The organism is Aminobacter anthyllidis (assembly GCF_018555685.1).
Classification (GTDB): domain Bacteria; phylum Pseudomonadota; class Alphaproteobacteria; order Rhizobiales; family Rhizobiaceae; genus Aminobacter; species Aminobacter anthyllidis.
This window is the reverse complement of the sequence record NZ_JAFLWW010000005.1, coordinates 444,721-458,012: the sequence shown is the minus strand read 5'-3', so window position 1 is coordinate 458,012 and position 13,292 is coordinate 444,721. Positions and strand designations below refer to the sequence as shown.

The 13,292-nt window shown below is 63.9% G+C and carries 16 protein-coding genes; 10 read left to right on the top strand and 6 right to left on the bottom strand.

The features are described from left to right. Nucleotide 1 precedes the first annotated feature (1 nt). The 6 genes from J1C56_RS19365 to J1C56_RS19340 all read left to right on the top strand — a co-directional run bounded on the left by J1C56_RS19365 (nt 2) and on the right by J1C56_RS19340 (nt 5,845). Nucleotides 2-1,330 carry a S41 family peptidase gene (locus tag J1C56_RS19365; protein WP_214391679.1) on the top strand — a complete coding sequence of 443 codons (1,329 nt, stop codon included), beginning with the start codon at nt 2-4 and terminating at the stop codon, nt 1,328-1,330. A 109-nt stretch (nt 1,331-1,439) separates the two neighbouring features. Further along, nucleotides 1,440-2,588, top strand: coding sequence for a divergent polysaccharide deacetylase family protein (locus J1C56_RS19360; RefSeq protein WP_214391678.1), 1,149 nt, complete (start codon nt 1,440-1,442; stop codon nt 2,586-2,588). Nucleotides 2,589-2,594: 6 nt separating this feature from the next. Beyond that, nucleotides 2,595-3,113: an RNA pyrophosphohydrolase gene (locus J1C56_RS19355; protein ID WP_214391677.1), complete on the top strand. Its 519-nt coding sequence runs from the start codon at nt 2,595-2,597 to the stop codon at nt 3,111-3,113. Between the two features lie 283 nt (nt 3,114-3,396). Then, nucleotides 3,397-3,825 (top strand): nucleoside diphosphate kinase regulator, encoded by a 429-nt coding sequence (rnk, locus tag J1C56_RS19350; protein ID WP_214391676.1) that lies wholly within the window; start codon nt 3,397-3,399, stop codon nt 3,823-3,825. A 106-nt stretch (nt 3,826-3,931) separates the two neighbouring features. Continuing rightward, complete coding sequence (locus J1C56_RS19345; protein WP_214391675.1) at nt 3,932-4,474, top strand: GreA/GreB family elongation factor; 543 nt, start codon at nt 3,932-3,934, stop codon at nt 4,472-4,474. A gap of 117 nt (nt 4,475-4,591) precedes the next feature. Then, entirely contained in the window at nt 4,592-5,845 is a 1,254-nt protein-coding gene (locus J1C56_RS19340) for a D-amino acid dehydrogenase (RefSeq protein WP_214391674.1), read from the top strand. Nucleotides 5,846-5,847: 2 nt separating this feature from the next. On the opposite strand, the gene J1C56_RS19335 is transcribed toward J1C56_RS19340, so the two are convergent. The 3 genes from J1C56_RS19335 to J1C56_RS19325 form a co-directional block, all read right to left on the bottom strand. Beyond that, nucleotides 5,848-6,249 carry a VOC family protein gene (locus J1C56_RS19335; RefSeq protein WP_214391673.1) on the bottom strand — a complete coding sequence of 134 codons (402 nt, stop codon included), beginning with the start codon at nt 6,247-6,249 and terminating at the stop codon, nt 5,848-5,850. 4 nt (nt 6,250-6,253) lie between these two features. Then, nucleotides 6,254-6,859, bottom strand: a complete 606-nt coding sequence (locus J1C56_RS19330; RefSeq protein WP_246591589.1) for a transcriptional regulator — start codon at nt 6,857-6,859, stop codon at nt 6,254-6,256. An 82-nt stretch (nt 6,860-6,941) separates the two neighbouring features. Then, complete coding sequence (locus J1C56_RS19325; protein WP_214391671.1) at nt 6,942-7,823, bottom strand: LysR family transcriptional regulator; 882 nt, start codon at nt 7,821-7,823, stop codon at nt 6,942-6,944. Between the two features lie 296 nt (nt 7,824-8,119). Between J1C56_RS19325 and J1C56_RS19320 the strand changes: the two genes are divergently transcribed. After that, a complete protein-coding gene (locus J1C56_RS19320) occupies nt 8,120-9,616 on the top strand; it encodes a CoA-acylating methylmalonate-semialdehyde dehydrogenase (RefSeq protein ID WP_214391670.1) in 1,497 nt (498 codons plus the stop codon). Between the two features lie 47 nt (nt 9,617-9,663). Here the strand turns inward: J1C56_RS19320 and J1C56_RS19315 are convergent, their stop codons facing one another. Together J1C56_RS19315 and J1C56_RS19310 are read right to left on the bottom strand one after the other, a co-directional pair. Then, on the bottom strand, nt 9,664-9,891 hold the full coding sequence (locus J1C56_RS19315) for a helix-turn-helix domain-containing protein (RefSeq protein ID WP_214391669.1): 228 nt from the start codon (nt 9,889-9,891) through the stop codon (nt 9,664-9,666). A gap of 1 nt (nt 9,892) precedes the next feature. Then, nucleotides 9,893-10,441, bottom strand: a complete 549-nt coding sequence (locus J1C56_RS19310; RefSeq protein WP_214391668.1) for a hypothetical protein — start codon at nt 10,439-10,441, stop codon at nt 9,893-9,895. Nucleotides 10,442-10,522: 81 nt separating this feature from the next. Here J1C56_RS19310 and J1C56_RS19305 point away from each other — a divergent pair, with 81 nt between their 5' ends. Both J1C56_RS19305 and J1C56_RS19300 read left to right on the top strand, forming a co-directional pair. After that, a complete protein-coding gene (locus J1C56_RS19305) occupies nt 10,523-11,119 on the top strand; it encodes a hypothetical protein (protein WP_214391667.1) in 597 nt (198 codons plus the stop codon). Between the two features lie 174 nt (nt 11,120-11,293). Then, nucleotides 11,294-11,614 carry a hypothetical protein gene (locus tag J1C56_RS19300; protein ID WP_246591587.1) on the top strand — a complete coding sequence of 107 codons (321 nt, stop codon included), beginning with the start codon at nt 11,294-11,296 and terminating at the stop codon, nt 11,612-11,614. A 15-nt stretch (nt 11,615-11,629) separates the two neighbouring features. On the opposite strand, the gene J1C56_RS19295 is transcribed toward J1C56_RS19300, so the two are convergent. Next, nucleotides 11,630-12,277, bottom strand: coding sequence for a GntR family transcriptional regulator (locus tag J1C56_RS19295; RefSeq protein WP_214391666.1), 648 nt, complete (start codon nt 12,275-12,277; stop codon nt 11,630-11,632). Nucleotides 12,278-12,392: 115 nt separating this feature from the next. Between J1C56_RS19295 and J1C56_RS19290 the strand changes: the two genes are divergently transcribed. Further along, on the top strand, nt 12,393-13,286 hold the full coding sequence (locus J1C56_RS19290; protein ID WP_214391665.1) for a dihydrodipicolinate synthase family protein: 894 nt from the start codon (nt 12,393-12,395) through the stop codon (nt 13,284-13,286). Nucleotides 13,287-13,292: the final 6 nt, after the last annotated feature.

The following is a 13,292-nucleotide window of genomic DNA, read 5'->3' as shown; positions in this document are numbered from 1 at the left end:
GATGATGCGTAAACTGTCGCTTCTGCTTGCCGGGGCGCTGATGGGGGGCTCAGCGATGAGCCTGGTGTACGGCGCGCCTGGCTCGACAGCGAATGCGGCGGGTTCCGAAACCTACCGCCAACTCGCCATTTTCGGCGACATCTTCGAACGCGTGCGCGGCCAGTATGTGACCCCGCCGGACGAAAAGGCGCTGATCGAAAGCGCCATCAACGGCATGCTGACCTCGCTCGATCCGCATTCGTCCTATCTCAACGCTGAAGCCGCCAAGGACATGCGCGTCCAGACCAAGGGCGAGTTCGGCGGCCTCGGCATCGAGGTGACGATGGAAAACGAGCTGGTCAAGGTCATCACGCCGATCGACGACACGCCTGCCGCCAAGGCTGGCGTTCTGGCCGGCGATTACATCTCCAAGATCGACGGCGAAGAGGTTCGCGGCCTGACGCTGAACGACGCGGTCGAGAAGATGCGCGGCCTGATCAACACGCCGATCAAGCTGACGATCCTGCGCGAAGGCGCCGACAAGCCGATCGAGCTGTCGATCATGCGCGACGTCATCAAGGTCAAGGCCGTCAAGTTCCGCGTCGACAACGACGTCGGCTACCTGAAGGTCACCTCCTTCACCGAAAAGACCTTCGATGACTTGCAGAATGCGATCGACACGATCAAGAAGCAGGTCCCGACGGACAAGCTAAAGGGTTATGTGCTCGACCTGCGCCTCAACCCGGGCGGCCTGCTTGACCAGGCGGTCAGCGTATCCGACACCTTCCTCGACCGTGGCGAGATCGTTTCGACTCGTGGCCGCGATCCGAAGGACATCACCCGCTTCGACTCGCGTCCTGGCGATGATATCGACGGCAAGCCGCTGATCGTGCTGATCAATGGCGGTTCGGCGAGTGCCTCGGAAATCGTGGCCGGCGCGCTGCAGGACCTGCGCCGTGCGACCGTGGTGGGCACGCAATCCTTCGGCAAGGGTTCGGTGCAGACCATCATCCCGCTGGCCGAGAACGGCGCGCTCAGGCTGACGACGGCGCTCTATTACACGCCGTCGGGCAAGTCGATCCAGGGCAAGGGCATTACGCCCGACATCAAGGTCGACCAGCCGCTGCCGGCAGACCTGCAGGGCCGCGACGTGACGCGTGGCGAATCCGAGCTCAAGGGCCACATCAAGGGTGCTGAGGAAAGCGACAAGGGGTCGGGCTCGGCAGCCTATGTGCCGCCGGAGCCGAAGGACGACCTGCAGCTCAACTATGCGCTGGAGCTGTTGCGCGGACAGAAGACCGATCCGGCCTTCCCGCCCAACCCCGACAAGGCCGTGATGAACCAGCAGTAAGGGGCGGCCGGCGAAGCGCTGGCCTGCTCAACATGACAATGCCATGCTGCCGGGACCGCAAGGTTCCGGCAGTTTGATTCGGGGAGGCTGGCTTCGGCCATAGAGCGGCTTGGTGCAGATCGAAAAGGAAATCGACCGTCCGCTCGGACAGGCGCCGCGCCGTCCAGCCGGCAAGCGCTTCGCCTGGTTGCGCAAGGGCCCGCTGCTTGCCGGACTGTGCATTGTGGCGCTGGTAGCGGCGTCGGCCTCGATTGCATTTCGCCAGAAGCCGTTTCGCACGCCCGAAGTTGTTGCGGTGGCGGTGCCCGAACCTGTTGCCGCCCCGGCCCAGCCCGTGGCCAAGCCGAAACCGGCACCGACCAGCGGCGGCCCGCAGATCATCCGCGTCAATCCACCCGAGAGCGAGGGTGGTGCCGTGGTCGTCCGCGACCCGTCGGCCGTCGGGCAGAATGTGCGCATTGCCCACCTGCCGGAGAAGGCACTGATCGAGGACAGCGCGGCCGGGCCGTTGCCGATCCGCGCCGCCGACGGGCGCCGCCCGTTCGACGTCTATGCCCGGGCCTGGTCGGGTGCGCGCGGGGCGCGGGTGGCGATCGTGATCGGCGGGCTCGGACTGTCGCAGACCGGAACCCAGACGGCGATCGGCAAGCTGCCGCCGGAGATCACGCTTGGCTTCGCGCCACAGGGCAACAGCCTTGGCCGCTGGATGCAGGCGGCGCGGCGCGAGGGCCACGAGATCGTCATGCAGGTGCCGCTGGAGCCATTCGATTTTCCCAACGTCAATCCCGGACGCAATACGCTGACGGTCGACGCAAGTTCGGACGAAAACCTCAAGAACCTGCGCTGGACGCTGTCGCGGACGACCAACTACACCGCCGTGATGAATTATATGGGCGCGCGCTTCTCGACGAGCCCGGAGGCGATGGGTGTGATGATGGCCGAGCTCGGCAAGCGCGGCATCGGTTATGTCGATGACGGCTCTTCGGCACGCAGCCTGGCGCCCGAGACGGCGCTGAAGAACGGCGTGCCGTTTGCGACCGGCGATGCCATCATCGACGGCGTGCAGGATCGTGGCGCGATCCTCGACAAGCTCGACGAGCTGGAGCGGACGGCGCGCGCCAAGGGCTTTGCCATCGGAACCGGCAATGCGTTCGACGTCACGGTCGACGCCGTGGCCTCATGGGCAAGCGAGGCACGCAAGCGCGGCATCGAGATCGTGCCGATTTCGGCTGTGGCGAGCGACCCCGAACGAGGATAGGAAACGATGTCGAAAACCCTGAACGCGCCTGAAGATCTGCCTTACCGCCCCTGCGTCGGCATCATGGTGCTGAACGCCAGGGGAATGGTCTGGGCCGGGCGCCGCATCGCCGAGCCGGACAGCGAATTGTCGAATACAGACCAGCTGTGGCAGATGCCGCAGGGCGGCATCGACAAGGGCGAGGAGCCATATCCGGCGGCCATGCGCGAGCTTTACGAAGAGACCGGCATGCGCAGCGTCAGCCTGCTTGCCGAGGCGCCCGACTGGATCAATTACGACCTGCCGCCGCATCTTCTGGGTATCGCGTTCAAGGGGAAATATCGCGGCCAGACGCAGAAATGGTTCGCTTTCCGCTTCGAGGGCGATGAAAGCGAGATTGCCATCAATCCGCCTCCCGGCGGCCATTCGGCCGAATTCGACCGTTGGGCGTGGAAGCCGATGTTCGAGCTGCCGGAGCTGATCGTGCCATTCAAGCGCAGGGTTTACGACGAGGTTGTCGCAGCCTTCCGGCACTTGGCCGGATAGGCCTTCCGGCTGCCGCCCTTGACAAGCAGGGCAGGGTCGGCGACCCTTCGCCTATGTTCACCTACGCTCATATTGGCAGCTTTGCCCTGTTTCGGGTCTGCCCTATCGCGGGATCCTAGCCCCGGCTCGGTCGCTTTGCGACGTCCGAGCCCCAGGGGCACATTCTTCAACGCATGAATCATGAGAACCGGAACGCGTAGCGGAACGGTCTGAACATTTGGAAACGTCCGTTTGCGCGGACGGACCGGTCGCGCGCGTTTCCGCGACGGCCGGACGAGAATCTATGAGGCATCCATTGCGCCAGAACATCAAGCAGCGCCGCGAACATGAGATCGTGGTGAGCGAAAACGACCATGCCAGGCTGACCGGCCTTGCCGAATCCAGCCTCGAACGCCTGCCGGGCATTGCCGAGGAACTGCTCGCCGAAATGGAGCGCGCCAAGATCAAGCCGCTCAGCCGTATCCCGGCCAATGTCGTGCGCATGGGCTCGACCGTGACGTTCCGCGGTGGCGACGGCGAGGTCAAGACGGTGACGCTGGTCTATCCCGGGAAGGCGGACATTGCCGAAGGCAAGGTCTCGATCCTGACACCTGTGGGTGCGGCGCTGATCGGCCTTCGCGAAGGCCAGTCGGTCGCCTGGACGTCACGCGACGGCCGCCGTCTCGAACTCGAGATCGTTGCCGTCGAAGCACCGCGCGCGGACGCCAACTGACGGGCCGCGAGCTCCAACCAGCCCAATTCTGAAATCCCGCCCGTGCGTTCACCTTGACGCCCGGCGCTGCATGCCGGGCAACGACCGGTGCTTGCGGAGACAAGCCATGTCCAAATGTCAGCTGACGACCAAGGATTTCGCCATCGTCAAGACGATGCTCGACCGCCTGGCGTGGTCGGGCGGCCCGCTGGTGGCACTTTTGCGCCGGAAGCTCGCGTCGGCACATGTGGTGTTTTCGAACGAAGCCGATGCCGACGTGGTGACGTTGAACAGCCGCGTCACTTTCAGCGTCGATGGCGGTGCACCCCATACCCGTATTGTCGCGCATGGGCCGATGGACGGCATGGTCGGCCAGATCATCCCGATCACCGTGCCGCGCGGGCTTGCCCTGCTCGGCTTGCGCAAGGGCCAGTCGATCATTGTCGACTGCGGCCGTGGTGAGACCGAGACCATCCGTGTTGACGAAATCCACTACCAGCCGGAGGCGGCGCGGCCGGGAATAGCGACGCCGGAAGTTCGCCCAAACCTGGCGGACCGTCGCTTTCCGGTGCTGGTGTTCAGTGCCGATGAGCCACAACCCCTTGGCGCGCCGAGAAAAATCCGGCACATCTCGGGAAATGGCGATGACCCAGGCCCCACGGCGGCCTGACGGGCGCCGTTCTACAGCGTCCGCGTCATGTTCGAGGGCACCGATGTTGTAGAAGCTTGAGTTTCTGTATGCCCCGAAATCGGAACCAGGTTTCGAGGGCATGCATCTGGGGGCGCAATGAAGGTCATAGTCGTCGGTGGTGGCGTCATCGGGGTGACGACCGCCTACTACCTGGCCGAGGCGGGCCACGAGGTGGTCGTTTACGACCGCCAGAAGGGACCGGCGCAAGAAACCAGCTACGCCAACTCGGGCGAGATCTCCTCTGGCTGTGCCTCGCCGCTGGCGGCACCCGGGGTGCCGCTCAAGGCGCTCAAATGGCTGGCGATGAAGGACGGGCCATTTTCCTTCCGGCCGAAATTCGATCCCAAGATGTGGATGTGGCTCGCCCGGATGCTGCGCAATTGCACGGCCGAGCGTTACCAGGCCAACAAGTCCTTGATGGTGCCGCTCGCCGAATACAGCCGCGACCTGCTGCGTGTACTGCGCGAAGGCACCGACATCGCTTATGACGAACTCAGCCACGGCACGTTGCAGCTGTTTCGAACCCAGGAGCAACTCGACGGCATCGGCTCCGACTTGGCCGTGCTCGACAAGTTCGAGGTGCCTTACGAAATCCTCGACGCTGCCGGCTGCATTGCAGCCGAGCCGGGCCTGGCCGGCGCACGCCACGATATCGCCGGCGGCCTGCGCCTGCCTGACGACGAAACCGGCGATTGCCGATTGTTTGTCCAACGGCTGACGGAACTCTGCGTCGAGCGCGGTGTCGTGTTCAAGTTCGGCCAGAAGGTCTTTTCGATCGATGCTTGGGCCGGAAAAGTCCAACGCATCACAGCCGACGGTCCCGGAGAGGCCGACGCGTTCGTCCTGGCTGCGGGCAGTTACTCCGAGCGCTTCATGCGCAAGCTGCACCAGCGCTTGCCGGTCTATCCGCTGAAGGGATACTCGCTGACCGTGCCGGTTGCCAATGCGGTTGCCGCGCCGGTGTCGACGGTCATCGACGAAACCTACAAGGTCGCCATCACCCGGCTTGGCGATCGCATCCGTATCGGCGGCACGGTCGAGATGTCTGGCTTCGACCTGACCTTGCACGAATCGCGCCGTGCCCCGCTCGAACGGTCGCTGGGCGAGCTGTTTCCCGGTGCTGGCGATTTGCGCGAGGCGCATTTCTGGTGCGGCTTGCGGCCGATGACGCCGGACGGTCCGCCGATCCTGGGAAGGACGAAATTGCCGAACCTTTACATCAATATCGGCCACGGCATGCTTGGCTGGACCATGGCCTGCGGCTCGGGGAAAATCCTGGCCGACATGATCTCCGGCCGCGAGCCGGAGATCGATATCAGCGGGCTCGGCCCAGCGCGTTTTTGGGGCTGAGGTCAGGCCACCTTCTTCAGCGAGCGCGGCGCTTCCGCCGACTGGTACATCGAGATGACATGGCCGTCGGGATCGGCGAATTCAGACGACCAGCCCTCCGGCGCGTGACTCACCGGGGTGACGATGGTCACGCCCTTGTCGGCGAGGGTTGAAACGACGTCGTCGATGCCGCCCTCGGCGATTTCGAAGACGATGATCGGTGAGTTGCCCGGGCGCGATTCCATCCTGAAGAAGATCAGGTCGACGCCGTTTACGGTCTGGGCGATGAGCCAGTCGCCTCCTGTATCCGCGTCGCCTTCCATGCGCTGGACATCGAGGCCCATGACATCGCGATAAAACGCTTCCGTCTTGTCGATGTCCGAGACGTAGTAGCAGATGTTGCCGAGTTTGCTTTTGCCGAACATTTGGTCACTCCGTGATTTCGGTTGCACGTCTGCTAGGTTGCCGTGCAGCCGGGTTTTGTGAGGTGCCGATGACAAAAAGGTGCCCGTCGGGATCGTGGCTGGCGAGCAGGGCTCCCGGTTGCCTGGCCAACGCGAGCAGGGAGCGCCTGATGCTGCCGAAGGCAAGTGTGCCGCACAGGCCCGGAATTTCTCCAACGGGATCGCCGCCAAACGCCAGCCAGCGCTGCCGGATCTCGGAGATGCGCTGACGAAGGGCCGGATCGGCAAGGCGCTGCAGCCAGGCGATTTCCTGTCGGGTATGGCCGGTCAAAGCCAGCAGCGTCGTCGTGCGCAGGCTGGGCGGCAAAGTCGCCACGAAGCGGACCGGCGCAGTTTCATGGGGCGTTGGTTCGCAGCTGCCGACCGCGAATGGCGCTTCACGCTTTTTCCGCCGCACTGCCGAACGCGCGTCGAAGGCGGCGCGGCGGCGCAACGCGCCTTCCAGCCAGCGCCGATTCTCGATCTTCGACAGGTCGGTGCGTCCCGCTTCGACGGCTGCGACAAGCACTATCTGCAGCAGGTCCTCGGCCTCGTCGGCGCGTCGTGTGGCGCGCCGGGCCTTGCGCAGCAATTCTGCGTAGGGGCGGGGCAGCAAATCCGTTTCCTCGTATGGAGCGGCGATGTTAGCGGATGTGCGAAATTGTCGGAAGGGTTTAGATGAACAGCGCCCGTTCGCGTTCCACCGACTTGGTGATGAAACCCGCCACGGTCTGGATACGGCGCAGTGGCCGGACGGACTCGTGATAGACCAGCCAGTAGGCGCGGCGGATCGGCGCGATCGCCGTAACCGGCACGATCTCCGAGATGGTGCGGGCAATGAAGGTGTGCAGGATACCGATGCCGGCGCCCGAGCGCACCGCCTCGACCTGGCCGAGCGCCGACGAAATCGAAAAGGCGGATTCCCACGAAGGGCTGAACTCGGCGGCATAGTCGAGCGAGGGGCTGACAACCAGGTCGGGCACGTAGCCGATCAGGCGATGGCCGGACAGTTCCGAGCGCGAGGCGGGCAGGCCATGTGCCTCCGCATAAGCGCGCGAGGCAAACAGGCCGAGCGAGTAGTCGACCAGCTTTGCCGCCACCAGCCGGCCTTCGCTCGGCCGTTCCGTGGTGATGGCGATGTCGGCTTCGCGTCGGGACAGCGAAAACGTCCTGGGCACCGGCACCAGCTGGATGCGCAGGTCGGCGTGTTGCGCGGTCAGCGTGCCGAGACGCTGCGCCAGGAAGGCGACGCCAAAACCGTCGGGCGCGCCGATGCGCACAGTGCCCGACACCTCGTCGCCTTCGCCCGATATCTCGGCGCGGGCGGTCAGCATGTCAGCTTCCATGCGCTCGGCGACTTCGAGGAAGCGTTCGCCGGTTGGCGTCAGTTCGCTGCCGGTGGTCAGCCGCCGGAACAGCTTTGTCTTCAAGGCCTCTTCGAGTGCTGCGACGCGCCGCGAAACCGTTGCGTGGTTGAGCTCCAGCCGGCGTGCCGCGCCAAGGATCTGGCCGGTGCGGGCCACGGCGAGGAAGATGCGGACGTCATCCCAGTTCATCGAAGGCCTCCATTGCGGACGTCGTTCCTCACCCGTTTACGGGCAGAGGATGCTGGCAGGCAGGTGGGGGCATTTCTGGGCTTGCCAACAAAGCGCTGCCCCCTCATCAGGCCCTTCGGGCCATCTTCTCCCCATGAGACGGGTAGAAGGAACGACTGCACCCTACTATGCATGAAATCGCATTCAAGCTCCTCTTGGCCTTTATTTTTTGCACAACGGTTGCGTTCGCCCTCGCGTTGCATATGCGCGCTTTAAGCAGGACAATGAGCCATCAACAAGCAACTGGGAGAGAGACGATGGTCGATTACGGTCATTTCATCGGCGGCAAGCATGTCGCTGGCACCAGCGGACGCAAGCAGGACGTTCTGCAGCCGATGGACGGCTCGGTGCGTGCTACCGTAGCACTTGCCTCGGCGCAGGAACTGCGCGCCGCTGTCGAAAACGCCAAGGCAGCGCAGCCGGCATGGGCCGCCACCAACCCGCAGCGCCGCGTTCGCGTGCTGATGCGTTTCCTCGAACTGGTCAACAAGGAATACGACTCGCTGGCCGAACTGCTGGCGCGCGAGCATGGCAAGACCATCGCCGACGCCAAGGGCGACATCCAGCGCGGCCTCGAAGTCGTCGAAGTCTGCATCGGTGCCCCGCACATGATGAAGGGCGAGTTCACCGACGGCGCGGGCCCCGGCATCGACGTCTACTCGATGCGCCAGGCGCTCGGCGTCGTCGCCGGCATCACCCCGTTCAACTTCCCGGCGATGATCCCGCTGTGGAAGATCGCTCCGGCGATCGCCTGCGGCAACGCCTTCATCCTGAAGCCGTCCGAACGCGATCCGGGCGTGCCGATGCGCATCGCCGAACTATTCCTCGAAGCTGGTCTTCCGGCGGGCATTCTCAACGTCGTCAACGGTGACAAGACTGTCGTCGACGCGATCCTCGACGATCCGGATATCAAGGCCGTCGGCTTCGTCGGCTCGACGCCGATCGCCCAGTACATCTACAGCCGTGGCTGCGCCAACGGCAAGCGCGTCCAGTGCTTCGGCGGCGCCAAGAACCATATGATCATCATGCCCGACGCCGACATGGACCAGACCGTCGATGCGCTGATCGGCGCCGGCTACGGCTCGGCCGGCGAGCGCTGCATGGCGATCTCGGTTGCCGTGCCTGTCGGTCACGACACCGCCGAGCGGCTGATGGAAAAGCTGATCCCGCGCGTCGAGAGCCTGAAGGTTGGCCCCTCGACCGACTCCTCGGCCGATTTCGGCCCGGTGGTGACGCGTGAGGCGCTGGAGCGCATCAAGGGTTACGTCGACATCGGCGTCAAGGAAGGCGCCAAGCTCGTCGTCGACGGCCGCGGCTTCAAGATGCAGGGTTACGAGAACGGCTTCTACATGGGCGGCTGTCTGTTCGACAATGTCACCGCTGACATGCGCATCTACAAGGAAGAGATCTTTGGCCCGGTTCTGTCGGTCGTGCGCGCGCCGACCTACGAGAACGCCATCAAGCTCGCCAACGACCACGAAATGGGCAACGGCGTTGCCATCTTCACCCGCGACGGCGATGCCGCTCGTGACTTTGCATCGCGCGTCCAGGTCGGCATGGTCGGTATCAACGTGCCGATCCCGGTGCCGATTGCCTACTACACCTTCGGCGGCTGGAAGGCGTCGTCCTTCGGCGACCTGAACCAGCATGGTCCGGACGCGTTCCGCTTCTACACCAAGACCAAGACGGTGACCTCGCGTTGGCCGTCGGGCGTCAAGGATGGTGCGGAGTTCGTCATCCCGACGATGAACTGACGTATCTCCCGAGACTGAAATGAAACGGGCGCCCTTGGGCGCCCGTTTTACGTTTCATCCTCTTCCTCCGGCCCCGGCCGATACTCCAGCAGGTCGCCCGGCTGGCAATCGAGCTCGGCGCAGATGCGCGCCAGCGTCGAAAAGCGCACACCGCGAACCTTGCCGGATTTGAGCAGCGACAGGTTCTGTTCGGTGATGCCGACCTTGGCAGCGAGCTCCTTCGAGCGCATCTTGCGGCGCGCAAGCATGACATCGAGATTGACGACGATCGGCATGTCAGATGAACCGCTTGTTGTCGTCGTCGATCTCCGACGCCACTGCAAGCAGGTGGCCGAAGACGATCAGTATGCCCGACAGAATCACGGCGAGCAGCTCGTGCGTGCCGAAGCTGATCGCCAGGAAACGCTGGCCGACAGGCATGTCGAGGCTGACGATCAGCGAAACCAAGGGCGGAGCCAGGATCATCGCAATCGCGTTGGCGAGGAAGGCGATGCCCGAGAGCCGCATCAAGCGGGCGCTCTCGGCACCGACAATGTCATGCAGCGCGATTTCGCGGAACGCCCGCCGCAGCGTCTGCAGCGCCCAGATCAGCAGCCCCGCCTGAGCGAGAAATGCCGTCGCCAGCAACAGTACCGTTGAAGCCGACAGCTGTGCCGGCTTGGGAAGTGCCAATTTTTCGATGACGAAATTGCCGATCCAGGTCGGGTCCGACCAGGCCAGCCACAGGCCGTAGGCGACAAACAGGGCGACGACGCCCATCAAAGCCGAAATCAGCATCTCCATCCGCCGACTCAGCAGCCGGGCACGTTCGCGTGCAGCTTTCATTTCTTGCCTCTTCAAATTCTGTTTGCAAAAATTATCGTAAAACAATAAGTCAGCGCTGTCAAACAACCATATGGAGGCATTATGTCGGCTCAAGGACGTTCGATTGCGGCGCTGGCCGGGCTGCTGGCGCTGTCTGCCTGCGCCTCGCTCAACCCGATGGCGCTGACCAAGCTTGCCGGCCTCGACCCGCTGGAGATCGCACCGGAGCAGATCAGCGTCGCGGCAGTCATGCCTGTCCCGCTCAGGCTGCGCACTGGCGATGTCGTGCTGCATTTTGTCATGGATGCACCAGCGCCCTATGGTCCGATCGACGAAAAGCTGCCGCTCGAAATCGTCGCCGGCGACAATGCGCCAGGGGTCTCGGCCAGTCCTTCCTTCGAACGAATCCAGGTCGCCCGCGTCGCCGAGGCCGATCGGGCCCGGCTGGCTGCGGCGCAGGCCAAGGCGCGCGCCTTCAAGGCGACTGGCAGGAAAGACGGCAAAGGCAGCATAGCGGTGACGATCGCGGGCGGCTGCCGCGACGGCGCCATAAATCCGGGGCCGCTGATGGCGGAGATCTACATGCGCAGCAAGGCGGACGAGCAATACTTCCCGCTGATGTCGTCTCTGAACCTCAGAAAACTGGTGGGCGACGAGGCCATCGCCAAGATGCCGGACTGCGAAGCCGCGAAGGGCTGAGGTGCCGCTGCTTGTCCCTGTCTTTGGCGTGTTGGGTTGCCGGAGCTACAGCTTCATATCCTGTTGTCGGAGCAAGCGATTGAACAGCCCTATGCCCCGGGGCCTTCTGTGTGCCGTTCGTGTTAAGATGTGCCCTGACCTTTCCGTACAGATGCGGCGGCAAGGAGGTGTCGAATGGCACTTACGCTCGCATTTCGCACAAGCGGGCTGGCAGCACTCGGCGTTGCGCTGATGCTGCCGGCAACGCCTGCAGTCGCCGAGCTGTTTTGCAGCAATCATGATGCTATCGTCGCTGGTCTGACGGACAGTTTTCACGAGCGACGCTTTGGCTACGGCGTCGCCAGCGACGCCGCCATCATCGAAATCTACGTCTCTGACGACGGCACCTGGACCGTGCTGATGTTGGATGTCACGGGGCGCAGTTGCGTGCTCGCCGCCGGTGACGGCTGGGAGAGTTCAATCGAGGACGTTCGGGAAACCGAACCCAGGCACTGATTGCCTCAAGCAGCGTCAACGCGTTGCCGCCGCTTCGGCGTGGGCGCGCAACATCGACATCAGCCGTTCGGCTTCCTGGGCCGCACCTTCCTCGTCATGCTCGAGAATGGAACGGATCAGCGCCACGTGATGTTCGGCCGACGCGGCGAGCCCGGTGTCGCGCTGGTAGCGGAACCAGAAGCGGCGGCTGTGGGTCTGCAAGGGTGCTGCGAGGCGAGCGGCGAAGTCGTTGTCGGCGGCGAGTGCGAGTGCCTCATCGAGCGCCTTGTCGGCTTCGAGGAAGCCGAGCACGTCGCTTGACAACACCGCCTTTTGCATCGCAAGGGCCGCGGCATGGAATTGGTTGGCGGCGTCGCGGGTGACGAAACGGGCTGCAGAGCGGGCAAGTACCTGCTCGATGCCGCGACGCGCGTCGAGCACGCGCAGCCAGTCGCCGGGGTGCAGCGGCGCGATCGCCAGGCCGGCACGCGGCCTGATTTCGACCAGCCCCTCCCAGGCCAGGCGCTGGATCGCTTCGCGCACCGGTGTGCGGCCGAGGCCGAGCCGATCGATCAGTCCGCCTTCGGTGGCAATGCTGCCTGGGGCGAGTTCGAGGGTAACGATCAGCCGTTCCAGCTCAAGATAGGCTCTCGTCGCAGCCGGTTCCAGTTTCTCAGCTTGCATGACCGAATCTCTTGAAAGCTCAATGATATATTTTTGATATATCAGATGCGAATGCCAATTGACAACGGTGGCCGCTTCGTCATATATCAGTGATATATCAGATGGAGAAAGCGCCATGTGGGCCGGAGTCATCCCAGCAGTCACCACCAAGTTCACGGCAGACGATCGCCTCGATCATGCCGAAATGGAGCGTTGCTTCGCGCTGCAGATGGAGGCCGGATGCGACGGCCTGATCGTCGCCGGCTCGCTCGGCGAGGGCCCGATGCTTTCGCATGACGAAAAGATCGAAGTGCTGAAGACGGCCCAGAAGGTCGCCGCCGGCAAGCCGGTGCTACTGACGGTCAACGAGGCCGGCACCCGCGAGGCGGCCGCGATCGCCAAGCGCGCCGCCAAGGAAGGCGCCTCCGGCCTGATGGTCGTGCCGAGCCCGATCTACCACACCAATGCGGAAGAGACGGTTGCCGCCCTGCGTGCCGTCGCTGAAGCCGGCGACCTGCCGGTGATGATCTATTCCAACCGGCTCGCCTACCGCGTCGACGTCACCGTCGACCAGATGGAGGAACTGGCGTCCGACAAGCGCTTCGTTGCGGTCAAGGAATCGTCCGACGACATCCGCCGCTCGACCGAGATCATCAACCGCCTCGGCACCCGCTACGATCTCTTCACCGGCGTCGACAACCTCGCTTTTGAGGCTCTTTCGGTCGGTGCCATCGGCTGGGTCGCCGGTCTGGTCGTTGCCTTCCCGCGCGAAACGGTCGCCATCTACCAGCTGATGAAGCAAGGCCGGCGCGAAGAGGCGCTCGCCATCTACCGCTGGTTCCGTCCCCTGCTCGATCTCGACGTCTCGACCTATCTGGTCCAGAACATCAAGCTGGCGGAAGTGCTGGCGATCGGTTCCAATGATCGCGTGCGGATGCCGCGCAAGCCACTATCCGGCGAGCGCCGCAACGCAGCGGAAAAGATCATCAAGGATGCTCTTGCCGTCCGCCCGGCGCTGCCGAAGTTCTGATCGGGG